Raw genomic sequence first — 21,812 nt, forward strand, 5'->3', positions numbered from 1 at the left:
AGTAGGTTTTAGATTGGTTTATCTCGATAATCTATAAAGTGTGTTCGGTATCAATGCCTAGTGATTTTTTAAAATTTTCGTATGCTTTCCAAGAATGAAAGCCATCACCGAGTTTTGAATACCCCATATATTTTAAGTTTATCTTATCATCCATCACTGGAGCGATTAAACGAGAGTATTCATCGCTTTTTACATTGTTAATATTTAAGTTTGAAATATGGCTTAGAACTGCTTTTATCTCATTATCACTGATAACGAAATCAAAACTCTTAAGAAAATCGGTGAATTTTTCCTCTACATGATTGTAGAATAGTTCGCTAAGTTTTTCCTCACGTTCATCACTTAAAGAAGTGTAGCCACCTTTTCCGTCGCCTATAAATATTTCGTCACTTAGATAATTCTCGCCCGTATTGGTATAGCCCAATAAATCACCTAAAGTAACATCAAAGAATTTTGCTAACTCTTTTGCTTTATTGGCTTTCATCAATGTTTCATCTTTTTCCCAACGTGAGATAGTTTTTTCAGATACTTTTATCTCTTTTGCTAACTCGCTTTGAGTCATATTTCTTGCTTTTCGTAATTCTCTTAATTTACTCATACTCATCACCTTTCTTATTGATTGTAACATAAAAAAGACAAAAATGTCCTAACAAAGATAAAATTTTTATTTGCAACGTACAAAAAAGTCTGATATACTATTCTCGAATAAGACATAACTGTCTGATTTCAAAAAAATAATAAAGGAGTAAACAACATGACGAAGTTAAAAGGTTATCGAGTAATGCTAGGTAAGACTCAACGTGATATGGCAAAAGAACTAAATATTTCTGTTCAGTCATATAACAATAAAGAGACTGGTAAAACTGCATTTAACGACAAGCAAAGACTAGCTATAAAATCTATGGTTGCTAAAATCAAACCCGATATCACTATTGATGAATTATTTTATTAGGAGAAAGACAACAAAAAAAGCCTACGAGAGCGACCAAACTAACGAGGCTTTTAACTGAATTTTGCTAAATAACATAAATACAACTAGGCAAGTCTGTATTTCAGTAGGTTTTAGCAATCGAAATTAGATACCTCAATTATACCATGAATTGCTGGTATCGCATACCCCTACTTAGAGCGCTACCTCTTAAAAATAGCGATAAAAAATATGATTGAGGAAAATACAATGGCTAAAAAAACAAAGAATAACACACTTACCGTGAAACAAACTAACAAACTAGGCACTGACCTAACTAATATCATGTCTGGTTTACAAGCACTACGCCACCATGCTAACACTCTTATGATCGCAAAGCACGCAGGGGCAGACAATGGACTACTACGCCTTGAAACAGATAACTTTCTGGAAACAGTCTTTGATATGGTAGAAATTTATTCTAACGAGTTAGATAGAGTTGCCTTTTACCTACTCGAATGTGACAACCCAGAGGAATTAAGAGCGTACGAGGCAGAGGAAAAAGGAGAGTAAATCATGGCTACTGAATTGAACTTATCAGCAAACCAGTTTATTATCCTAGCTATCATTTTAACGCTTGCTTTAACTGCTTTATGGCTCAAGAAAAGCTATTTTCAGCTTGATATAGAGCCTAAAACTGATAGCGTGACAGATAACACCACGCGCAACGTAGGCACACGTTACGGGGCTTATATTCAATCTCAAGGCAAGTATTACAACTAGAAAGAGGAATATCATGACAGAAAAATTTAACTTATCAGCAGAAAGAGCTAAAAACTTTGGCTTAGATCTTGAAGAGGCTTATAACACTATGTTGGCTTTTTCCCTTGAAAATAAATTAGATTGTTACCCACCACAAGACCGCAAGAAGTTAGAAAGTGTGCTTGAGTTTTTAATGGACGTCACTGATATGTGGATGAATGGGCAAATTATTGTAAGTAGTCAAGAAAGAGGTATGAATGAAAAGAAATAGACTACAAGAGGCAGAAATGGCAGTCTTAGCAATCCTAAAGAAAGGACGTGCTAACGCTACGACTGGCAAAGAGCTAGCCACTATCACGGGTTACAAGTCCCGTCTAATATATAGTGCTATCAGTAACCTAGTTATTCGCTATGGTGTTCCTATCATTGGTGTTAGGGTTGGTATCCGTAGTGGTTACTATATCGCAGAAAGCAGAGAGGAACTATTAGAGGGGCTTATTTCTCTTAAAAACCAAGTCAAGAACGAGCAGAAAAGGCTCGACGTTCTAATGTCTATTGAAGACGTGACCGAGTATGAAAAATCGCTAGAAAGGAACTGCTATGCAAGTATTGAGTGAAGAATACCAAAAAGAGCTTGCCCAAGGGGTTATATCGGTACTAGATAAAGCCCTAGAGGGCTATTCTAAGCTCGATAAACACCAGTTAGGGTTAATCACTGCCCAGCAAGCTATGGATGAGCTAGGGCTTAAGTATAACACACTAAGACGCTGGGAAGAGGCAGGGCTTAAACGCTATCAGCCACCAGTGGAAGACACTCGAAAAGTATATTATCGTGTCAGTGATATTCTAGCTTTTCTAGGCGTGTATAACTAAAAAGGGGGTGCTAAATATGCCTATCTACGAAAGCAAGGGCTTTGGAAATGATTTGCATTTATTCGATAAAAAAGCCCCCTTTGACTATATCGCTGAATTTAGACCTAGTAGAGTGCCACAAGGTACAAATATAGACGATTTTAAGCGCAGTTCAGCCCCTTACTGTATTACTGGCAAGGTGAAACAAGACGAGAACGGCAACTACAAACGCAATAACGCTAGTTTGGTTTATCGTGACTTGATTTTCTTGGACTATGACGAGCTAGAGGCTAACATAGACTTTCCTAGCGTTGTCGAGAACGCCTTACATGGCTATTCATATATCGTTTATCCCACAATTAAACACACCAAAGAAAAGCCACGTTATAGGCTTGTAGTGAAGCCTAGCGACGTAATGAATGAACAAACCTATAGGCAGACTGTCCAAGAGATAGCAGACAAAATCGGGCTACCTTTTGATAGTACAAGCCTAACATGGTCGCAGTTACAAGGCTTACCAGTAACCACGGGAGACCCTGCTGACTATGAAAAGATAGTAAATAGAGGGCGTGATTATCCCGTAGCAAATACAGTTACGGCTAATCAGAAACCACACTATCACACACCACGCCCAAGCGGTAATAAAACAATTACCATGCGCGTGCTTGATACCCTATTACATGGCTTTGGTGACGAGGGTGGGCGTAATGTTGCGGTAACTAGGTTTGTAGGATTATTACTATCAAAGTGGGTTGATGCTGACGTAGCCACTGCCTATGAGCTAACAACCATAGCGAATAGCGTTACAGATAACCCTTTACCAGTCGAGGAACTAGCAAGGACTTTTGAAAGTATTGTTAGATCAGAAATAAGAAAGAGAGGTGCCAATGGAAATAAACTTTGATGACTTGCAGAAAGAATTAGATAAAAGCAAGAAAGATGAACAATCTCAGTTTGATAAAGACGGACATCTAATAACATTTAAGGGTATCAAAAAACAATTTATAAGTATTTTAGAAAAAAGAAAAGAAATAGCTTATCAAAAGGCTTATGATTTTTACATGAATAGCCCCAAAGCATTACTGGAGCTAGCTAGCGCAGAAGAAGACAAAAACAACTCAGAATTGAGACGAAAAAAAGTAGAGGCGGATGCAATTAAGCTGGGGGAAAAGGCTAAAAAGGAAGTAGTCCCCACAACTTCACTGCGTTGTGCGGACTTTTTAAAAAGATATATCCGCTTTGTACGAATTAGACCCGAGGGGCAAGGACAAAGAGCACCATTATTTTTTTACGACCCAGATAGTGGGGTTTACGCAGAGGATAACGAGTTCTTACAAGATTTAATGGCAACTATTAACCCAGACACTACGGAAAGACTAGCTAATGATGCACTATATAAAATATCTCACAGTGTTCCTTTAAAAGATAAACAAGACAATTTTGTAGTCGTTGGGAACGAGCTTTACAATAACCAAACGGGCAAATTTAAACCGTTTGACCCGAGCATTATTGTAACCCGAAAAGTTAAAGTGGGGTACAATCCCCACGTAAAAGAACCAACTATCAACGGCTGGAAACCAACTGAATGGCTAAAAGGGCTTTTTAACAATGATAAAGAGAGTTATGACTTAGCTATACAAATTATCAGAGCCACTATCACGGGCAAAACCTTAGAAAATATATTTTGGTTGCATGGAGTAGGTGGAACGGGTAAAGGAACGTTTCAAACTTTGTTAGAGAATTTAGTGGGATCTGAGAACATAGCTAGTTTTAAAATTGATGCCACTGTCGGGCGCTTTGAGACTTCTATTCTTATCGGTAAGTCGGTAGTCATTGGTGATGACGTACAAAAAGACGTTGTTATCAAAGACACTTCTATTGTATTCAGTCTTGCTACGGGCGACCCGATTAGGATAGAGGATAAAAAACAACGACCATATACCACACGTTTAAAAATGACCGTTGTTCAGTCATCTAATGGCTTTCCAAGAATGAACGCAGATAAAAAAGCTATTGACAGACGTTTTAGAGTGTTGTCATTTAGCGAACTCAAAGGAAAACCAGACAAGAGAATAAAGGGTGACTATATCAATCGCCCCGAAGTGTTGGAGTACCTTGTTAAAGTTGCCATTGAAACACCGTTTAAGGACGTTGAACCTCAAAAATCAATTAAATTTCTTGATGAAGAATACAAAGAGATGAACCCCGTAGCGGACTTCGTAGATAGGTTTTTCAATGATGACGTTATTCAATGTAAGTACGTCCCTAACGGATACGTTTTTGAATGCTTTAAAGCCTATTGCAGACAACACCGAAATAGCAAATATTTTTTAAACGAAACTGCTTTACACAAACAGATAAAGCAAATTTTACCTAAAACGTTTAGAGCTAAAGGAGTAACTATTAAAAAAGGAAGAAGATTTTTCGAGGATTTTTCCCCTAAATTAGTTTACAACCCTTGGCACTTTGACGCTTATACCAATGGTAGAGAACATGCAGAGAACCAAAAAAGAGATAAAAAAGAGCGTGGATATGAAAGAATTTAGTTTCTAGCACGGTTCTAGTACGGTTCTAGTACGGTATATCAAAAAAAGAAAAGCTTTAATATCAATACTTTAGTACACCTAGTACACCTAGTACACTTAAAATATATAATACATAAAATAAAAATAAATAAAAAAGTACGTAGGAGAAAATAAAAGTACGTAGGAGAAAATATCAAAAAAAAAGTGTACTTTGTGTACTAACCGTGCTAAACCCTTGATATATCAACGTTTATTTTTAGCGCATTGCTTTTTTGTAGTGTACTAAGTGTGCTAGAAAAATAAGAAAGGACACCAAACAATGAAAATTAAACTATTTACTAGGGAACTCGTATCAGACGGAATACATGAAAAATTTGGTTTTGAAAAGGGTAGAATTGAAAACGACGTAGAGTTTGAAACTCGTATCAATGACTTTATGATTGATAAAAAAGTTGTAAGTGTGCAAAGCCTAAAAGATAGTGTCTTTGTAACTTATACTGATTAAGTAAAGGAGAAACATCATGACACTTAAATTATTTACTGACAACGCTAGGTCGTTCACTTTCAAACATGACTTTGAAACTATGGATCACGCGCAGACAACATCTTGCGCTATCCTTGGTTACATGGTCGGAACGTATGAACAACCGACTGGAAAGACCACAATCAGCAAGAACGAGGCTAACAACGCCTATACACTGGTGATTGAGTACGTGGAAGATGAAGACCTTACAAAGGTGTTTAACCGTATTTGTAAGAGCTTTGAGAGCTATTCTAAGGGTTGTAGTGAAGCATAGGTAATGTTGGAATGAAACGCTATAAATAGTGGAATGTTATTAGTAAAGCAATATTTGATAATGGATTGAATGAATGAAATAGTTGGTCTATAATGAGTTATAGAAACCAAGTAGAAAAAGGTGAAGATATGGGTATCATTAAGAAATATAAGTGGTATATATTGCCATTAGCTATCCTTGTAATTGTTGTTGCTATCGTAACTATGCAACCAAGTAAGAAAACTAAGGAAGTAAAAAACAAACCTACGACAGTTACAAAGGTATCAAAACATAGCTCACATAGTTCATCTAAAGAAAAACCTAGTGAAACGTCTCAAACGCAGGAACAACCGACACAAAGCGAGCAAGCACCTAGCACGCAAGCTGACGGAGTAACACCACCACAAGACACGTCACAACAAGCTCAAGAACAGTATGGTTATGGTGGCATACCTGCAGACTCACCCGAGATTGCGCGTGAGCAAGGTCAGAATGAGGCACGTCAACAATGGCATGACGACCAAGTTGAATGGGGTATTCAGCAAGGCTATCTTAACCCAGACGGTAGCCCAAAAGAGACAAACTAAAACACCCCTATAACGTCCATAGCACGCCCTATACAAAGAATAGTCCGATAACATTCGGGCTATTTTTAAATGCACCCCCGCCCCTATATTGCCGTCTGGAGAGCCACGACAAGGTGTTGCCTTACATCACGCGCAATTTTTCCAGTTTTTTATAGGGTGTCTATACCAATTTATGCTGAGGTTTTCGCTATAATAGAATTACTAAAAAAGATACGTATTTTTCTGTATTAATTACGAATAGTATAGGAAAGGAGAATAATATAATGCTAACCTATGATGAATTTAAAGAGGCTATGGACAATGGTTTTATTAAAGGTGATACTGTCCAGATTGTCCGAAAGAATGGTAAGATCCATGACTATGTTTTGGATGGTGAACGAGTTGAGCCACACGAAATTTTGAGCTTAGAAAAGGTATCGGATATAATAAAGGAACTAGGTGAGGACAACTAAAAAAGCACCTTACTGGTGCTAGTTTCTTGCCTGCTAAACTCGTAAATTGACAACGTTGTAAATCTATTTTGCTTACCTATTTGCTAACTTTTAGGTAAATTGTAAAGCAATCTATAAAAACTTTCTTCCTATATAATGCTAGTTTTTACTAGCTTCTTAGGTTGAATAGATAGCTAAGAAAAACCTAGCTTAGCTCTACAACAAAATGCTTTAATTTTAAAATTCATTTTGCAAAAAGCCCGTTATTATGGGCTTTTTTGTTTGTCTTAAATCATTGATTTCTAGGTTTGTTCAGTTACAAGTTCCCTAAAGCTATTTCATAGAATGAGACGGCTTTTTGTTTTCGAATATTAAAAAGCCCCCTAGTCTGATAAAAGTGACTAAGGGATTCGTAACATGATGATAGATGATTTTGAGGTATAAATTATTTATTATCCAATCCGCCTTCAAAATCTGCTGAAACGTTTGAAACGTAGTTGGTGAAGTAGCTTTCAAAATCTTTTTTTAGTTGGTCGTACTCCTCTTCGGAGTAATCTTTATCCTCTATATAAGCCTGAAATCTAGGAATTCCCAAATCTTTTTGGAGACGTTGGATTACTTCTGTCTTTGTCATAAGAACCTCTCTTTCATTCTTTATTTTACCATATTTCAAATTGTATGAAGTAAATATATTGTTTTAAAAGTTTACTTTTGATATACTCTCAAAGTTATTTAAGAAGGAGGCTACTATGTCTATTATTACACTAATCTTAGCTGGGATTGTTGCTTTGGAGCATCTCTATATTATGTATTTGGAAACTTTTGCGACACATTCAGACACGACTAGTCGTGTTTTCAATATGAGTAAAGAAGAACTTCAACGTGATTCTGTTACACACTTATTTAAAAATCAAGGGATTTACAATGGTTTGATTGCGGTATTCCTCTTGTATGGGATTTTCACAAGTAGTCAGCTACTTGTAACTGTTTTTGTACTCAATGTTTTCTTTGCTGCTATTTATGGTGCTATAACTGCAAATAAGAAAATTATTTTAACGCAAGGTGGACCCGCAATCTTGACCTTACTTTCACTTATCATTTCCTTATTTTAAGGATTTTATTGTAAAAGAAAAAGCTGCTTTAACTGTTGAAATGGTTTGCAGCTTTTTATGCTTTTGAAGTTGTTTTATTGTGGAATAAATCGTAGAAGAAAATCTGTCATTTCTCGGGGTGATTCTTTTTTTCCTTTATTTATCCAGGCTTGACAAGCACCAAAAATAGCGTGCGCAAAATAAATACTGGCATAGTCTTTCTCAAATCCTTTTAGAGATCTTTCTTCAGCACTAGGGACAATGAAGTCCTCAGCTATCATACGCTGAAGTTTATGTATCAGAAAATCTTGAATTTCTTTTGATCCATTGGTAGACAATAGAGCTGATAGGAGCTTTTCACGAGTGAGAAATTCAAAGATTTCGAGAAAGGCTCCCTCTTTCTTTCCTTCATATTTATCGAAGATATACTCTAGCTTGTGGAAAAGCTCTTTCTGATAACTATCAATCATTTCATACTTATCTTTGTAGTGGGTATAAAAACTCGAACGGCTAATCCCAGCTGTTTGAACCAGACGAATGGTAGTAATATCATTGAAATCTTGGCCTTCAAGACATATTACTAAAGCATCTAAAAGAGCTTTTTTTGTTTGCGCGCGTCTTTGATCTTTTGACATACAAATCTCCTTTTATACACTTTTAGACTATGTGTCCAAAAATCGATTGTTTAACATTGATTTTCAGGTAAATGAGTTTATAATTGATTATATCATAAAAATAAACACAATGTCTAAAAAGGAGAAATATGTTAGCAGAATTAAAGGCTCTTCTTAAAAGTCCAAAGCTCTGGATAACAATTATTGGTGTCTCATTGATACCTGCTTTATATAATCTAATCTTTTTGTCTTCTATGTGGAATCCTTATGGTAATGTCAAACACTTACCAGTGGCAGTAGTGAACAAAGATAAGAGTGCTAGTTTCCAGAATAAGACTCTGAATATTGGTCATGATATGGTAGACAATATGTCTAAAAACAAAAATCTAGACTATCACTTTGTGACTGAAAATGAAGCCCAAAAAGGAATTGAGGATGGTGATTACTATATGGTAATCACTTTTCCAGAAAACCTCTCAAGTAATGCAGCAAGTCTTTTGACAAATGATCCTAAGAAAATGGAAATTTCTTATCAAACAACAGCAGGACATAGCTTCGTTTCTTCAAAAATGAGCGATTCTGCCATGTCTAAGTTGAAGGATACTGTTTCTAAAAATATTACATCAACTTATGTTGGAGCTGTCTTTAGGAGTATGTCTCAACTTCAGGGTGGTATGGGAACTGCAGCGAATGGGGCTAGTCAATTATATGCAGGTGCAGGCGCACTTCAGTCAGGGAGTCAGACCTTATCAAATGGCTTAGGAACTCTTGCTGGATCTACACAAACATTGGCTACAGGTGTTGATACCTTGAGTTCAGGCGCGTCTGCCTATACTTCAGGTGTGTCAACTTTGTCAGGCGCTTTGTCACAGTTAAATGCGAACTCTGAGGCTGTTAATTCTGCTGCAGGTCAATTTGTATCAGGAGCAGAGGCCATGAATACCTTAGTTACAGGTGCAGATTCGTTGTCAACAGCGCTCAGTCAAATGGCTACAGCAACAAGTTTATCTGAAGAACAGCAAGCACAGTTGTCAACCCTATCAACTAATTTAACTGATTTAAATACAGCAATTCAAAATCTTAATACAGCGGTAAGTAACACATCATTACCAAGTGGAACATCAACAACATCAGTAGATACAAGTTCAATAGCGACTTATCTTTCAAATATTTCTTCTGCAGCTAGCTCTATAGCTACAGCTAGTGCAACTGATAAAGCAAATGATTTGGCTGCGGTACAAGGAACAGCTGCTTATCAAAGCTTGACGGCAGATCAACAAGCAGAGATTACATCTGCAATTAGTAATGTAGGATCTACAGCTAGTAGCTATGCTTCAACTATTGCATCTGATGTGTCAAGTATGTCAACTGCTTTATCTAGCTTGACAGGTACGACAACAACTAGTAGTGGAGATTCAAGTAGTTTGGCTTCTCTACAAACGTCTATTTCAGGCATTGCAAGTTCGGCGAATGCTCTTCTCCCTGTAGCTTCCTCAACGGTATCATCAATGCAAGCTAATATTGCTAATGTCAATTCAGTACTTGTCAATCAATTATCACCAGGAGCAACTCAAGTGGCTTCAGGTGTGTCAACTGCTCAAAGTACTCTAGCAACAGGTGCAAGCGCACTTTCAACTGGTTTGTCAACTTATACTGGTGCTGTATCAACGATTGCCAGTGGTGCTCAAACTCTAGATGCTAACAGTAGTAGTTTAATGACTGGTTTTGCTACTCTTCAGAGTGGTACAAGTGCTCTCAATACAGGTGCTCAACAATTAGCAACGGGCGGAAATACCTTAACAAATGGATTGACAAGTTTGTCAACTAACCTTTCTACATTGTCTGATTCATTAAATAAGGCTAATCAGCAATTATCTCTTGTTTCTGTAAACTCAGACAATGCAAAAATGGTTAGTGCTCCGCTTAAAGAGAAGAAAACTGATAAGGATAAGGTTGACACTAATGGTGTGGGGATGGCTCCATATATGATTTCTGTTTCTCTTATGGTTGTCGCTCTTTCAACTAATGTTATCTTTGCTAAGAGCTTGACGGGAAGAAACTTTACGAGCCGTTTTGATTGGGCTAAGAATAAGTTCTTTATCAATGGTATCATTACGACTATGTCTGCAATTGCCCTTTATATTGCCATTCGATTTGTGGGAGTTGAACCAAATCATCCATTAGCTACATTTGGTATGATTCTCCTTGCAGCATGGACTTTAATGGCGCTCGTTACAGCCCTTGTGGGTTGGGATGATAGATATGGTGCATTTGCTTCTATGATTATGCTCCTTTTGCAGCTAGGTTCTAGTGCAGGGACTTATCCAATTGAACTTAGTCCTAAGTTCTTTAAGGTCGTCCAACCATTCTTACCAATGTCCTACTCCGTATCAGGTCTTCGTCAAACTATTTCAATGACAGGACAGATCTCAGATCAAGTACGTATGTTATTCATTTTCTTACTTATTTTTGTAGTTGTAGGTATTATTATTTATAGACCAAAGTCTGAAAATGAATAAACTAAAGGCCAGCTCTAATGTGAGCTGGCTTTTTATGTTATTCAACAGTTATATCACCGAGGTCTGAGGTAATGGTTAGTGTGTTATCCTTTGAAATCTTAAGGTTATTTGTGATGTCCACCTCTCCTGAATGACTATCGGCTTGAACATTGAGCGTGTAATCTTTTAGAGCTATTTCAATATCACCGGATGTAACATCAAGTTTATTGTGACCATTGAAAATCAGGTTATCTCCAGAGTAATCTCCCATTGCAATAGATAAATCTGAGTTAGTAAAAAGTGTATGATTACTATCAACACTACCAACATCAAGGTTAGCTTTTAGGTTGCTGACAATCATTTTAGTAAAAGTTAGGTCCCCTACATTTAGATTGATATCTGCTTGTTTGATGGTGCTATTGCTTAAATCTAGATTTCCAGTTGCTAAATCAACCTTTAAAAAATCAATCGTTTGTTTTTTAGGGAGTGTAATGACAATGGTTTTATTTCTGACTTCCTCGTTGAGAGTAGAAAGTCTTACTAAATCTTTTAATCCAAAAAAGTTAATATGTTTGTTAGAAGTTGAATCTAATTCAGAGTTGTTATCATTGATAGTCAATTGACCATCCTTTACAGATGTGTCAATTGGATTTTTTGTTTTTTGGTAGTAAGAAAGCGTTGCTTTGTCAACGTCACCATTTTTTATAAGCACATTGTAGCTACTACTTTTAATATCAATTTTATTGAAGTCCTCAACTTCTTTCTTGACATAATCTTGCTCACTTATAGTTTTATTTTGTAAATCTGTTAAGCCACCTTGGCTATAACCCCAAGATACTAATCCTCCTCCTAAAAATAGAGAGATAAGAGACACTCCGAGGACAATCTTTTTCCAAGTTTTCATGATTTTCTTCCTTTCTTGATGAGCCATTTAATCAATAGGGTAATTAGCTTTACAATAAGTTTACATATTTCAAATGAAATCAAAAGCAGTAAGAGTGCTCCTCCAAACATCAATAGACCTAGACCTACTCCAAACAGTGTTGAAGCTAGTGAAACATTTAAGAGAGAGAAGCTTGTAAAGAAAGTGTAAATACCACTAATGAGCAAGGCAAAAGTAAGAGCTAAGGCAGTCACTATGACTGCAAAAATGATCAAAAGAAGTGTCAATAGCATAGCTAGGAAGAATAGTAGAATTGGTAAGGCGACTGGACTGGCTAAAACAGCTAGAATCGCAATCCAGAGGATAGTTGTTTTATTACGTAAGCTACTCTTTTCCTCAATAATCTTTTCGTCTAGAAGACGACTAATGACTTCATGTGCTGCTTCCTTAGGTGTACCTAATTCTGCAATAACCTGAGCTTCATTTTCAGGTCCGGCCTCTTCAAAATATTCCATGAAATATTCGAGGGCCTCTTCGTAGTCCTTTTGTGGTAATTTTCGTAGATATTTTGTTAATTTGGCTATATATTCAGTCCTTGTCATGTCTTAATCTCCCTTCTACAATACCATCCAGAGTTTCTTTATAGGTTAACCATTCTTCATTAAGAAATTGAAGTTGATTTTTTCCCTCTTGGGTAATACTGTAATATTTACGTTTACGCCCTTGATACGCTTGGCTATAAGTGGTCATATAGCCTGCTTTTTCAAGCTTTTTTAGAATAGGATAAAGTGTTGACTCCTTGATATTAGCCACAAGCTTAATGGTTTGACTAATTTCATAGCCATAAGAGTCTTCTCTATCTATAATAGCTAGTATTAGGAACTCTATCAGGATTGACGATGTTGGAAAATACATAATGTGCTCCTTTGCTTTTAGGATATGTATAAAAATTATATATAATTATTTTACACATTGAGTGTATCTCTTTTAGAAAGATATGTCAATATTTTATATATATAAAATTTATATAATAGGGATAACTTCTTTTTTATGATAATATGAAGTCAAGGAGTTCTTATGACTATTAAAGATAAACTAGCTCATTACGAGCCAAAGCCACTAGGGGAGAAAGGACGCTATGCAGTGCTTTTACCCTTGATATATGATGTAAAAACTGATAAGTATCAAATCCTTTACCAAGTACGAAGTGAGCATATTTCTCAACCAGGTGAGGTTTCTTTTCCTGGTGGCCGTGTCGAAGACGGTGAGACTTTTCAAGAAGCTGCTATACGAGAAACTTGTGAGGAACTAAACTTATTTCCTGATCAAATTGACATTTGGGGAGAGATTGATTATCTGATTCATCAGGGGAGAACCATCCATTGCTTTGTTGGAAGGATAAATATAGAAAATTGGGAGGATATTCATCCGAATGAAGAGGTAGAACGGTTGTTTACAGTTTGTATTGACACCTTATTGACAGAGAATCCGATTTATTATAAAGTGACTTCTACCTTGAGTGATGCGAAAGATTTCCCTTTTTTCCTGGTAAAGAACAGAGAAAAATACAATTTTGGGTACAGTGAACGTCATATCCCCTTTTACAGAAACTTGACAGAAAACATATGGGGAATGACAGCTATGTTTACACATAGGTTTACAGAAATTCTGAAATATTTAGAGTGAAAATAAAAGATCAACAATAATATGTTGATCTTTTTACTATGAATTACATTGTTTATTTGCTACCAAAGGAGTGAGATTTATTTCTGGGACATGAGTCTAGAGTATTCCTAAAATGATTTTTAAAATTAATATCGAAGCTTTTAGCTAGGTGGTCAACTTTAGAGTAGACAAGATTTATTTGTTTCGTTTGTGTCATTCCTATGCTCAAAGGGGAGTATTATGTGGATAGAGGCTGTTATGCTTTGGTGTTATTCTGCCTAAGATTGATGATTCTATTGATTTTTCTGAGGGAGTTACCTATGTTGAAGAGAAGGTAAAGCATATAACTATAAATAGTAAAGCTCCAAAAATCTGGGACAATACTGAGACTGTAGACAAATAGGACTGTTGCACTAACAAAAATTAGACAGCTACATATTATTGAAAGTAGAGGATATCCTTTTGAAAATAATAGGCTTTCTATGATTAAGGCAAAAGCAGGTAGCAAAAGAGTTAGAATGATAATAATAAAGATGAAGCGTTGTGTATCATCTAGCATCAAGTTACCCAATGATTTACCTAGGTAAAACCGAGAATCACTTCCCCCAGGATAAATCAATTCTCTTGTCAAGGGACTAACTAGTATTAGGGTGTCAAATAGTGAGAAAGCCGCCCATCTCCAAATAGGGAAAGCCCATTCTTCCTCAGATAATTCTCTTTGAGTTCTTTCTTCAGTTAATTCTAATTTGATTGTCATCAATATGTACCTCTTTTGGAAAGTCGTTATTTTGATTTAAGATATACCATCCATCTGGTAGTTCAGAGTTTTTAAGTACCTGTTCTAATTGAGAATGTAAGTCAATTTCTTTAGTCGTGGAACCAGAAGGAAAACTCAATTGGACAGTAAGTTGTTTGTTTCGTAGAGTATCTTTAAGTGAAAAATCATAATAGCCACCTAGCGCTTTAGAATGTCCCCTCTCATAAGTATAGAGTGTCGTGTATGGTACAGGTTCTATCTGAACAATAATATTTTTTAAATCTTTCTCGGATCTTAGAGCTTTAGAGATATCATTGATAAATTTTTGATTTCTAGGGTTGATTTTAATAGACTTTTTAACAAAGTCGTCCCCATATTCTCTTTCATCAGGTAAAATCTTATATTCACTATTTTGGCGACTAAAATCTGAGTCGCTTTCTGTTGGGCTAGCAATGTGAGGATAGAGTAAATCTTGAATATGGAGAGGCAGTTGAGTATTTACATGTTCTTTTTTGTTATTAATGGTCTCTTGATAATCAATATGGAAAATCAGGTAATGTTTAACCTCATCTTCTTTATTCATACGATAAGTAATTTTATCTGCCCATCCGATACCAGTTATTTGCACCTTTCCTTGAAATCCACGAGTTTTATAAAACCCTTTAATATTTTCTTGAGCATTGTAATAGAAAAAGATAGCAATCATGGTCAATAATAAAATCAAGGGTATAGTAATTTTAAGGTATTTGAAGTTATTTTTTACCATATTAGTTATGACTCTCCTTAACTAGTAGGTTGTAATCTTTTTGACTTTTAACTTGCTCAGGGTGTCCAGTCGTTGTATCAGTACTTGTAAAATACCAATAGATATCCTCCTTATCTGGTGTTAACTCTTTTTGGAGTTTAATGGCATCATCCAAATTAAGTGAATCAGTTGTTACGATAATTAGGCTGACTCTTTTTTTGAGCGATTGGTCACTGTATTCGTTATCGTCTTGATCTTTGTAATCAGCAAAATTTCTTTCTTTGGTCCAGATAAGGGGCATGGAGTTGATAGTGAGGGGATCATCTTTATGACCTATAGAAAAATTATCCTTTGAAAGGAGATAGCGGTAAGGTTTAGCAAATCCGTAGTATTGACTGACTTTTGCTGGTTTGGTTTTAGTTGCCTTATGGGTGCGTAAATTGACATAGAATACTTTTTCGTTGTCATAGGATGAAAATTTCACAAACTCATTCCTACCATCGGAGAACATGGTATTATCCATGGAACCGGGATCATCATATCCTAGTTTCTTAGCAAGGTCTAGTACATTAATAGTGTATCCTTTTCCAGTATCTTTACCAAGCTGATAAAAGTGAATAATATCATAATTTTTAGGGTCCTTCTTGTGTTTAGATGCTTTATACCTAGATTCTTGGAAGGCTAGATAGGTGCGACCGACGACTAATTGACTTCTCTCCAGTGCTTTCTCATTTCCAAACTTAACACCTAAAACGTTAAAGTTTCCTATTTTGACGTTTTGAAAGGATGTTACAGTAACTTTTTTGTTAGTATAGTCGTAAAGTCTATCGTCTAAAGAATAATCGGCTTGAAGTCTATAACCATATCGAACGAATGTACCTGTAAGTAGAATGGTTATAAAAATAAGGAGATAAACATGCCACATACGCCATCTAAATGTTTCTATTTTTGTCATAGGAGATCCTCTTTGAGTAATAGAAAAACCATGAAAATCTTATTTTCATGGTTTTTAATTCAATTATTTTACTTCAGTAAGAATCAGAGAAGTTAGTACCGTCTGAAATTAAATATTATCTTGGTCAAAATTATGAGATTTTAGTTGAAATAGAAGAGGTTGATTACTTCGATACGGACTTTAGCAGAGCATCCCATCGACTTTCTTTGGCTGAAATAACTGAAATTGTTAAATATCAAAGTATGGACAATGTTTGAAGCAACTACCAGAAGGCATAGGAAAAGGTGAAAGGGAATATTGGGAAAACAACTATAAAAGAGATAGATAAAGGGCTATTTTGATTGTTCACGAGAACCAAAATCTGATATTGCTTTTGTAGATATGAGATTTTTCTATGCTAGTGTTGAGTGTGTGGAACGTGGATTGTATCTTTTAAGGACCTCGCTTTGTGTGATGAGTAGAGCAGATAATTCAAACGGACTTATCTTAGCTTCCTCTCCAATGTTCAAGAAAGTCTTTTGAGCACTACAAGAGGCGAAGTCACAAACTCCGCCTCCTTCTACATATTTTTTGTTATAATAGAATATTTTATTTGAAATATCAAGACTTATGCTTGATAAAGCTAGAAAACTTACCCTTTTCCAGCAAGAATATCTGATACTTTATACAATCCTGGGGAATATGTCCGACCAAATAGTTTTTTCGTCAAGGCATTAAAGGTATAATGGTCATCTAAAATCAAGACTTCGTCATACGTTTTTAAGAGTGCAATAAAGTCATCGTCTGTTAAATTGGAACCATCTCTAGTATCGATATTTTCATTGCCGAGGTAATAACTTGTTGCGCTGTCGCTGTATGATGCCATTAAATCTAAAAATTCTTGGTCAGCCGACACAAAATTTTCTCTGGCATCAACATTGACATCCCACAGATAATAACGACTAGCATATTGGACAAAATAATTATCTACATTCTCCTTATCTGCTGTTACAACCAAAATTCTATCCGTTGACGAATTACTCTGACTTCCAGTAAACTGATGAATTTCTTTTACGACCTCGTTTGTTTCCTGATTGTTATTGTAAACAATGCTATTATTTTCTGACAAGAACATTCCAATGGCATAAACTGTCAAAACAAGGCTCGCGTATTGGTACAAGTGTTTATTAAATAAGCTCTTGTAAGACCTAGCATTACGTTTACTAATGATGTTTTCATACAGACACTTGTCCATTACCCATGCTAAAGCCATGGTCAAACAACCAAAAGCAAAGATAACGATGCTCGAAGCATAGCGCTCAAATCCTGCTAATTCTAACGCTTCATCAGTCGGCATTGCTGTCAGATACATGAGTAAAATGCCAATATAGTAAGTCACAATCGAAATATCAACAAATCCCCAAGTCAACAAGACAAATTTCTTATATTTCAAACGAATGCCAATCACAATAAAGGCAAACAGCATAATCAGATTGATTATCAAAATTCCATTGCTTGCCAAACTGTCAAACGTAAACACCGATTTGACAAAAAGAGTGATAATTTTTTGTGGGTCGCCTGACAGATTTCCAGTCAATACCTGACCAAGTTCTGACATGGACACCGCATGCTTGGCACTTGAGGCATTTGGGAAATTATCCGTCACATGCTTTTGCCAAATAACAAAAGGAAGACAGCTGACTAGCAAGGTCATTATGAGCAGCACTAGTGCTTTTAAACGTGCTCTTTTACGAACAAGTAAACGCACAATACAAACCACATAAACTACTAAAACGAGAGCGACAAAGAAAAGTCCACTTACTTTGACGATACTTAATAATCCAAGAATTACCGCCGTATTTAGCGACAAAAACCAGAAACGATTACGATAGACAAAACAACCTGCTATGGCTGCCAAGGCCAAGGCCGGAAGCAGAAAATCAACCAGCAAATTATTTAATCGAATAGCAACGTTGAACGTATTAAAAACAGCAAACGAAGCAAAAATCATGCTAACCATTAAGACACGTCGATCATCACGAAGTGCCGCAAACATGGCATAAAGACTGGAAGCAATCAAGAAGAATTGCCCGACCAACATACTACCTTCTGAAAAGCCTACGATAGTCGTGAAAAAATAAATGAAAAGTGAACTTCCAACAGGATAGGTATAATAACTAATAATCGTATCCTGCTGTGTTGGCAAAGCATTATTGATATGGAAAAATTTTACAATCGTTGCCCAATGCGTAAAATTATCATAATGTAAAAGCGGTGAATGCCAGAGCGTTATTCCAAACAAAAGCAAATAAGCCATCATTCCAAGCGCAATATAATCAAGTCTCCTAAAGCGATATTTCTTTTTCCATACCGCCCAAAGATAATAAAGACTCAAAAGACAGCCCAAAACAGAAATGGCATACACGGTCTGCAACATAAAGCCTAACAAACTACCAAGGTACAATACCAATGTAATGACTGAAAATGTAAACACCCATGTCAGACTGCGATTCATCTTCACAGTATTACGGAAAAAGGCATTGTACCCCATGGTAATCACAAAGAACAACAGTAATCTAGCAATACTAATCATACTCTCCCTCTCCATTCATTTGCTAAGGCTTTAAAAGCAGGTAAGCTATCCAAATCCGCTAAATTGGTAACTCTATAAAGCGATTCGTCTCTATCAATATCATAGGACACAAAAGTCAACTGAATTGGCAAATCTTTGTAGGTAAATGCGACATTCGGTTCTTTTTTAGGATTTGTCAATTTTCCAGAAAATGTCATGTAATAATAATCTGTCTTTCTAAGCTGGCATTTTTTTCCAGCAACCTGAACCTCTTCATTAACACGAACTTTCGGAAAAGCTACTTGGTCATAGGCTGAAACAGGACGTTCATTATTTTGGAAACGTTGACTAAAGTTCTCAAATAAATCATCCCATGTTGTCATCCAAGGGTCTTTTTCCTTCGGAAGATTGTGATTAATGCGGTCATAAATGTACTGATAAAATTCGCGCTTATCAGCTTCAGGAATTTCTGAAAATTGAACGCCGTAGCGCCAACCATTATCAATCGCAAAAACACGAACAACATGACCTTTTACCCTCGCATGGTAATCACGTGATTGCAAATTAAGCGTCAGTTCTTTTTCTTTCGGCAAATACAATGGTAAATCCGTATAGAATGAAATCCCCGTTTCTGAAATATCACAGACTCTCACTTGGTAAGAATCATCATCAACCTCAATAACCATAGCTTCATCAACAGTAAAACGCTCACTTGAGCGATAAATCGGACGACCAAGCGCACAGAAAATCGCAAAGGTCAAATTGATGATATGATAAATCAACCAAAAACTGATAATACTTCCATAAAAAAGCTCTGAACCAAATTTTCCATAGTTAAAAGTCACCAACCCATAAACGGCTAATCCCCATAAAACAAGATAAGGAAGCGCATAAAGGTACAACGTCCACGACGTATCATTTCCCTTACGTGTCACCTTAAATTTTTTTTCGCTAATGCCAAAGGACTCCAACATCATGGGAATAAACAAATACGGAGCAAAAATCGTTTCCACAATTTCTCCCCAAACCTGTGTTCGGTATTGTTTTGAGACTTCTCGCATTGACAAGTGTGTCAATGCGTAACTTGGCAACCAGAATAGGAACAGTAGCCAGATATTTGACACCACCACACGCACATGGAAAACCGTATATAAAATCGGTGCCAAGATATACAATAACCGTCTAAAGAAAGACCACCAATAAAGATAGCCATTAATATAAACAATTCTTTGCCCCTTTGTCAATTTGGGATTAAAGAAGATATTCATATTGTAGCTACTGCGAATAACGCCACGTCCCCAGCGCGCGCGCTGTTTGATGACACTCTTCAAATCTGTTGGCGTTAACCCGCTAGCCATTGGACTTTTCGTCGAATAATTTACATAACCAGCCGCATTCATCCGAACACCTAGCTCGAAATCCTCCGTAATGGTATCTGTCGGAAAACCACCAACATCTTCAATCGCCTTGCGGAAAATAACCGTATTAGACCCCGTATAAACCGCTGCACCGTGCGAATTATTGCAAACATTAATTTCTTTGGAAAAGAAATCTTGTTCGTTTGGTAAGGTTGATTCTGAAAACAAGTTAAATTGGAAAATATCAGCATTGTAAAAACTTTGTGGCGTTTGAATCAAACCAACTTTTGACTTATCATAATCGTCACCATTTTCATAAGCCTCAACTTGTTCAACAAAATAAGGCACAGTTTCCAACAGGAATTCACGATAAGGAATCATATCCGCATCAAATGTCGCCACCAAAGGTGATGACGTCTGACGTAAAGCATTATTGTAGTTTCCTGATTTGGCATCTTTATTATCCGCCAAACCAAAATAACCAACACCAAGCTCATCAGCCAATTTGGCAACTTCTAGACGATTGGTATCATCACAGACGTAGATATGCACCTTAGACTTATCAGGATATTCCATAAAAGTACAGGCATTAATCGTCTTATAAAGCAACTCTGGATCCTCATTATGCGTTGCAATCAAAACATCCACATCTGGGTAACGCTCCTTAGCAATCTCAGGCTTTTTAAGCTCAAAGTCCTTTTGCTTATTCCAAATGAGAATGTAGCCTGTAATGGCTGAAACTACCTCACTTCCCCACAATAAAATCCCAAAGATCAGCGCAAACCATGAATCATGCCACGGAATAGTCGCCACCAAACGCCAAGTTAAATAAAAGGCAGTCGTTACAAATGCAACGAAATAGAGTATCCTCTTACTAGTCTTCATTCTCACCTCCACTAAAAATCAAATGTTTTTGCACAAAATAACTGACAAAGAAAAGTGTACCGTCAACTAAAATCTTCACCAATGAAATTGGCAGCGTCGTCAAGGCATTTCCTAGAACTGTTACCAATAAACTTGACAAAACAATCTGTACTACCACCAAAGTGAAGTATTTTATCGCACTATTTGATTGACCTCGTTTAAAGACCACCTTATGATTCAAGGTGAAATTAACAACAGATGATATCGCACGCGCTAAAATCGAAGCTAACGTCACCGCACTAAAACTCAATCCATTAAACAAAGAAATTAAAATCGTAAAAGCAACAATATCAACCAAGAAGGAAAACAATGCTGAAAAAATGTACTTGAAGAAAACCTTGTAAATTCTAATCGAGTCACGAATCGCATCAAAATGCGACGACTGATTTTCATCCAAATAAATCGTTGCAATGCCAACTTCACAAATCAGAATATTGTCCTCTTTTGCCTCAAGTAACATATTCATCTCAAATTCATACCGTTCACCCTCCACGGTTAAGAGTTTTGGCAACCATGACATAGGAATCACACGAAGCCCCGTTTGCGTATCAGAAACGTTCATACCTGTCATAGCCCCCAAGACGTCTCTTGTCAATAAATTTCCAAATTTACTACGTAAAGGAACAGATTTTTCAAATGTTCTAACACCCAGCACCAAACTATCAGGATGTTGCAAAAATTCAGCCAAACATTTCATCATGTCTTCGTAGGTATGTTGACCATCAGAATCAATCGTCACAATTCCTTTGGCATTAGGAAAATTGTCCAAAATATATGAAATAGCCGTTTTTAAAGCACGACCTTTTCCTTTATTATCATCATGTCTTTGCAAATGACATGCATAGTCACTCTGCGCTATTGCAAATAACGGTGCAAAATCAGCTCCACTACCGTCATCGACTAGAATAATGTCAAACATTTGATTTTCCTT

Annotated in this window: 27 protein-coding genes; 15 read left to right on the plus strand and 12 right to left on the minus strand. The window is 36.4% G+C overall.

The genetic code is table 11. The features are described 5' to 3' along the window. Positions 1-31 precede the first annotated feature (31 nt). Entirely contained in the window at positions 32-598 is a 567-nt protein-coding gene (locus H7T98_RS02630) for a helix-turn-helix transcriptional regulator (RefSeq protein WP_201061205.1), read from the minus strand. Between the two features lie 156 nt (positions 599-754). Between H7T98_RS02630 and H7T98_RS02635 the strand changes: the two genes are divergently transcribed. The 12 genes from H7T98_RS02635 to H7T98_RS02690 all read left to right on the plus strand — a co-directional run bounded on the left by H7T98_RS02635 (position 755) and on the right by H7T98_RS02690 (position 6,861). Continuing rightward, positions 755-952 (plus strand): helix-turn-helix transcriptional regulator, encoded by a 198-nt coding sequence (locus tag H7T98_RS02635; protein ID WP_183139963.1) that lies wholly within the window; start codon positions 755-757, stop codon positions 950-952. Positions 953-1,210: 258 nt separating this feature from the next. Continuing rightward, positions 1,211-1,480, plus strand: a complete 270-nt coding sequence (locus H7T98_RS02640; protein ID WP_311636374.1) for a hypothetical protein — start codon at positions 1,211-1,213, stop codon at positions 1,478-1,480. A gap of 3 nt (positions 1,481-1,483) precedes the next feature. Then, positions 1,484-1,690 (plus strand): hypothetical protein, encoded by a 207-nt coding sequence (locus H7T98_RS02645; RefSeq protein WP_201061209.1) that lies wholly within the window; start codon positions 1,484-1,486, stop codon positions 1,688-1,690. A gap of 13 nt (positions 1,691-1,703) precedes the next feature. Continuing rightward, positions 1,704-1,940: a hypothetical protein gene (locus H7T98_RS02650; protein ID WP_201061211.1), complete on the plus strand. Its 237-nt coding sequence runs from the start codon at positions 1,704-1,706 to the stop codon at positions 1,938-1,940. Next, on the plus strand, positions 1,927-2,286 hold the full coding sequence (locus tag H7T98_RS02655; protein ID WP_260319149.1) for a hypothetical protein: 360 nt from the start codon (positions 1,927-1,929) through the stop codon (positions 2,284-2,286). Before H7T98_RS02650 ends, H7T98_RS02655 begins: the two co-directional genes overlap by 14 nt. Then, positions 2,270-2,542: a MerR family transcriptional regulator gene (locus H7T98_RS02660; RefSeq protein ID WP_023909303.1), complete on the plus strand. Its 273-nt coding sequence runs from the start codon at positions 2,270-2,272 to the stop codon at positions 2,540-2,542. The genes H7T98_RS02655 and H7T98_RS02660 overlap by 17 nt, the downstream gene beginning before the upstream one ends. Positions 2,543-2,558: 16 nt before the next feature. Then, positions 2,559-3,425 carry a primase alpha helix C-terminal domain-containing protein gene (locus H7T98_RS02665; RefSeq protein WP_201061213.1) on the plus strand — a complete coding sequence of 289 codons (867 nt, stop codon included), beginning with the start codon at positions 2,559-2,561 and terminating at the stop codon, positions 3,423-3,425. After that, complete coding sequence (locus H7T98_RS02670; RefSeq protein WP_201061215.1) at positions 3,409-5,067, plus strand: phage/plasmid primase, P4 family; 1,659 nt, start codon at positions 3,409-3,411, stop codon at positions 5,065-5,067. Before H7T98_RS02665 ends, H7T98_RS02670 begins: the two co-directional genes overlap by 17 nt. A gap of 298 nt (positions 5,068-5,365) precedes the next feature. Continuing rightward, positions 5,366-5,551: a hypothetical protein gene (locus tag H7T98_RS02675; RefSeq protein WP_183139969.1), complete on the plus strand. Its 186-nt coding sequence runs from the start codon at positions 5,366-5,368 to the stop codon at positions 5,549-5,551. A gap of 16 nt (positions 5,552-5,567) precedes the next feature. Further along, positions 5,568-5,843, plus strand: a complete 276-nt coding sequence (locus tag H7T98_RS02680) for a hypothetical protein (protein WP_201061217.1) — start codon at positions 5,568-5,570, stop codon at positions 5,841-5,843. A gap of 92 nt (positions 5,844-5,935) precedes the next feature. Continuing rightward, positions 5,936-6,409, plus strand: a complete 474-nt coding sequence (locus H7T98_RS02685; RefSeq protein ID WP_260319150.1) for a hypothetical protein — start codon at positions 5,936-5,938, stop codon at positions 6,407-6,409. Between the two features lie 263 nt (positions 6,410-6,672). After that, positions 6,673-6,861, plus strand: a complete 189-nt coding sequence (locus H7T98_RS02690) for a hypothetical protein (RefSeq protein ID WP_118171948.1) — start codon at positions 6,673-6,675, stop codon at positions 6,859-6,861. A gap of 424 nt (positions 6,862-7,285) precedes the next feature. Here the strand turns inward: H7T98_RS02690 and H7T98_RS02695 are convergent, their stop codons facing one another. Then, a complete protein-coding gene (locus tag H7T98_RS02695) occupies positions 7,286-7,474 on the minus strand; it encodes a hypothetical protein (RefSeq protein ID WP_003095232.1) in 189 nt (62 codons plus the stop codon). 115 nt (positions 7,475-7,589) lie between these two features. Here H7T98_RS02695 and H7T98_RS02700 point away from each other — a divergent pair, with 115 nt between their 5' ends. Beyond that, on the plus strand, positions 7,590-7,952 hold the full coding sequence (locus tag H7T98_RS02700; protein WP_037601225.1) for a DUF1304 domain-containing protein: 363 nt from the start codon (positions 7,590-7,592) through the stop codon (positions 7,950-7,952). A 74-nt stretch (positions 7,953-8,026) separates the two neighbouring features. On the opposite strand, the gene H7T98_RS02705 is transcribed toward H7T98_RS02700, so the two are convergent. Further along, positions 8,027-8,566 carry a TetR/AcrR family transcriptional regulator gene (locus tag H7T98_RS02705; protein ID WP_201061219.1) on the minus strand — a complete coding sequence of 180 codons (540 nt, stop codon included), beginning with the start codon at positions 8,564-8,566 and terminating at the stop codon, positions 8,027-8,029. Positions 8,567-8,694: 128 nt separating this feature from the next. Here H7T98_RS02705 and H7T98_RS02710 point away from each other — a divergent pair, with 128 nt between their 5' ends. Beyond that, complete coding sequence (locus H7T98_RS02710) at positions 8,695-11,064, plus strand: YhgE/Pip domain-containing protein (RefSeq protein WP_201061220.1); 2,370 nt, start codon at positions 8,695-8,697, stop codon at positions 11,062-11,064. Positions 11,065-11,101: 37 nt separating this feature from the next. On the opposite strand, the gene H7T98_RS02715 is transcribed toward H7T98_RS02710, so the two are convergent. Genes H7T98_RS02715 through H7T98_RS02725 form a run of 3 tightly spaced genes read right to left on the minus strand, consistent with a single transcriptional unit; the run spans position 11,102 to position 12,841 of the window. Then, entirely contained in the window at positions 11,102-11,947 is an 846-nt protein-coding gene (locus tag H7T98_RS02715) for a DUF4097 family beta strand repeat-containing protein (protein WP_084915191.1), read from the minus strand. Then, a complete protein-coding gene (locus tag H7T98_RS02720) occupies positions 11,944-12,528 on the minus strand; it encodes a DUF1700 domain-containing protein (protein WP_084915193.1) in 585 nt (194 codons plus the stop codon). The genes H7T98_RS02715 and H7T98_RS02720 overlap by 4 nt, the downstream gene beginning before the upstream one ends. Then, positions 12,515-12,841 (minus strand): PadR family transcriptional regulator, encoded by a 327-nt coding sequence (locus tag H7T98_RS02725; RefSeq protein ID WP_022496158.1) that lies wholly within the window; start codon positions 12,839-12,841, stop codon positions 12,515-12,517. The genes H7T98_RS02720 and H7T98_RS02725 overlap by 14 nt, the downstream gene beginning before the upstream one ends. A 162-nt stretch (positions 12,842-13,003) precedes the next feature. Here H7T98_RS02725 and H7T98_RS02730 point away from each other — a divergent pair, with 162 nt between their 5' ends. Next, positions 13,004-13,612, plus strand: coding sequence for an NUDIX hydrolase (locus tag H7T98_RS02730; protein WP_084915195.1), 609 nt, complete (start codon positions 13,004-13,006; stop codon positions 13,610-13,612). Between the two features lie 235 nt (positions 13,613-13,847). Here the strand turns inward: H7T98_RS02730 and H7T98_RS02735 are convergent, their stop codons facing one another. The 6 genes from H7T98_RS02735 to H7T98_RS02760 form a co-directional block, all read right to left on the minus strand. Further along, positions 13,848-14,348 carry a hypothetical protein gene (locus H7T98_RS02735; protein ID WP_014635183.1) on the minus strand — a complete coding sequence of 167 codons (501 nt, stop codon included), beginning with the start codon at positions 14,346-14,348 and terminating at the stop codon, positions 13,848-13,850. Beyond that, on the minus strand, positions 14,323-15,114 hold the full coding sequence (locus H7T98_RS02740) for a hypothetical protein (RefSeq protein WP_073687245.1): 792 nt from the start codon (positions 15,112-15,114) through the stop codon (positions 14,323-14,325). Before H7T98_RS02740 ends, H7T98_RS02735 begins: the two co-directional genes overlap by 26 nt. Position 15,115: 1 nt before the next feature. Continuing rightward, the gene (locus tag H7T98_RS02745) at positions 15,116-16,048 is read right to left on the minus strand and encodes a hypothetical protein (RefSeq protein ID WP_084915197.1); all 933 of its coding nucleotides are present in this window, start codon (positions 16,046-16,048) and stop codon (positions 15,116-15,118) included. Between the two features lie 631 nt (positions 16,049-16,679). Next, positions 16,680-18,620, minus strand: a complete 1,941-nt coding sequence (locus H7T98_RS02750) for a hypothetical protein (RefSeq protein WP_084915199.1) — start codon at positions 18,618-18,620, stop codon at positions 16,680-16,682. Continuing rightward, positions 18,617-20,842, minus strand: coding sequence for a glycosyltransferase family 2 protein (locus H7T98_RS02755; RefSeq protein ID WP_084915200.1), 2,226 nt, complete (start codon positions 20,840-20,842; stop codon positions 18,617-18,619). Before H7T98_RS02755 ends, H7T98_RS02750 begins: the two co-directional genes overlap by 4 nt. Then, positions 20,832-21,812 (minus strand): bifunctional glycosyltransferase family 2/GtrA family protein (locus H7T98_RS02760; RefSeq protein ID WP_201061222.1); only part of this gene is annotated, 981 nt, incomplete at its 5' end. The genes H7T98_RS02755 and H7T98_RS02760, both read right to left, overlap by 11 nt.

Origin of the sequence: Streptococcus sp. 23.2 (assembly GCF_016648665.1) — a bacterium.
GTDB lineage: Bacteria > Bacillota > Bacilli > Lactobacillales > Streptococcaceae > Streptococcus > Streptococcus salivarius_E.

What these genes read in the sequence shown, in the direction of transcription:
- H7T98_RS02630 (WP_201061205.1), bottom strand. Translation starts at nt 598, where the DNA reads ATGAGTAAATTAAGAGAATTACGAAAAGCAAGAAATATGACTCAAAGC.
- H7T98_RS02635 (WP_183139963.1), top strand. Translation starts at nt 755, where the DNA reads ATGACGAAGTTAAAAGGTTATCGAGTAATGCTAGGTAAGACTCAACGT.
- H7T98_RS02645 (WP_201061209.1), top strand. Translation starts at nt 1,484, where the DNA reads ATGGCTACTGAATTGAACTTATCAGCAAACCAGTTTATTATCCTAGCT.
- H7T98_RS02650 (WP_201061211.1), top strand. Translation starts at nt 1,704, where the DNA reads ATGACAGAAAAATTTAACTTATCAGCAGAAAGAGCTAAAAACTTTGGC.
- H7T98_RS02655 (WP_260319149.1), top strand. Translation starts at nt 1,927, where the DNA reads ATGAAAAGAAATAGACTACAAGAGGCAGAAATGGCAGTCTTAGCAATC.
- H7T98_RS02660 (WP_023909303.1), top strand. Translation starts at nt 2,270, where the DNA reads ATGCAAGTATTGAGTGAAGAATACCAAAAAGAGCTTGCCCAAGGGGTT.
- H7T98_RS02665 (WP_201061213.1), top strand. Translation starts at nt 2,559, where the DNA reads ATGCCTATCTACGAAAGCAAGGGCTTTGGAAATGATTTGCATTTATTC.
- H7T98_RS02670 (WP_201061215.1), top strand. Translation starts at nt 3,409, where the DNA reads ATGGAAATAAACTTTGATGACTTGCAGAAAGAATTAGATAAAAGCAAG.
- H7T98_RS02675 (WP_183139969.1), top strand. Translation starts at nt 5,366, where the DNA reads ATGAAAATTAAACTATTTACTAGGGAACTCGTATCAGACGGAATACAT.
- H7T98_RS02680 (WP_201061217.1), top strand. Translation starts at nt 5,568, where the DNA reads ATGACACTTAAATTATTTACTGACAACGCTAGGTCGTTCACTTTCAAA.
- H7T98_RS02685 (WP_260319150.1), top strand. Translation starts at nt 5,936, where the DNA reads ATGAGTTATAGAAACCAAGTAGAAAAAGGTGAAGATATGGGTATCATT.
- H7T98_RS02690 (WP_118171948.1), top strand. Translation starts at nt 6,673, where the DNA reads ATGCTAACCTATGATGAATTTAAAGAGGCTATGGACAATGGTTTTATT.
- H7T98_RS02695 (WP_003095232.1), bottom strand. Translation starts at nt 7,474, where the DNA reads ATGACAAAGACAGAAGTAATCCAACGTCTCCAAAAAGATTTGGGAATT.
- H7T98_RS02700 (WP_037601225.1), top strand. Translation starts at nt 7,590, where the DNA reads ATGTCTATTATTACACTAATCTTAGCTGGGATTGTTGCTTTGGAGCAT.
- H7T98_RS02705 (WP_201061219.1), bottom strand. Translation starts at nt 8,566, where the DNA reads ATGTCAAAAGATCAAAGACGCGCGCAAACAAAAAAAGCTCTTTTAGAT.
- H7T98_RS02710 (WP_201061220.1), top strand. Translation starts at nt 8,695, where the DNA reads ATGTTAGCAGAATTAAAGGCTCTTCTTAAAAGTCCAAAGCTCTGGATA.
- H7T98_RS02715 (WP_084915191.1), bottom strand. Translation starts at nt 11,947, where the DNA reads ATGAAAACTTGGAAAAAGATTGTCCTCGGAGTGTCTCTTATCTCTCTA.
- H7T98_RS02720 (WP_084915193.1), bottom strand. Translation starts at nt 12,528, where the DNA reads ATGACAAGGACTGAATATATAGCCAAATTAACAAAATATCTACGAAAA.
- H7T98_RS02725 (WP_022496158.1), bottom strand. Translation starts at nt 12,841, where the DNA reads ATGTATTTTCCAACATCGTCAATCCTGATAGAGTTCCTAATACTAGCT.
- H7T98_RS02730 (WP_084915195.1), top strand. Translation starts at nt 13,004, where the DNA reads ATGACTATTAAAGATAAACTAGCTCATTACGAGCCAAAGCCACTAGGG.
- H7T98_RS02735 (WP_014635183.1), bottom strand. Translation starts at nt 14,348, where the DNA reads ATGACAATCAAATTAGAATTAACTGAAGAAAGAACTCAAAGAGAATTA.
- H7T98_RS02740 (WP_073687245.1), bottom strand. Translation starts at nt 15,114, where the DNA reads ATGGTAAAAAATAACTTCAAATACCTTAAAATTACTATACCCTTGATT.
- H7T98_RS02745 (WP_084915197.1), bottom strand. Translation starts at nt 16,048, where the DNA reads ATGACAAAAATAGAAACATTTAGATGGCGTATGTGGCATGTTTATCTC.
- H7T98_RS02750 (WP_084915199.1), bottom strand. Translation starts at nt 18,620, where the DNA reads ATGATTAGTATTGCTAGATTACTGTTGTTCTTTGTGATTACCATGGGG.
- H7T98_RS02755 (WP_084915200.1), bottom strand. Translation starts at nt 20,842, where the DNA reads ATGAAGACTAGTAAGAGGATACTCTATTTCGTTGCATTTGTAACGACT.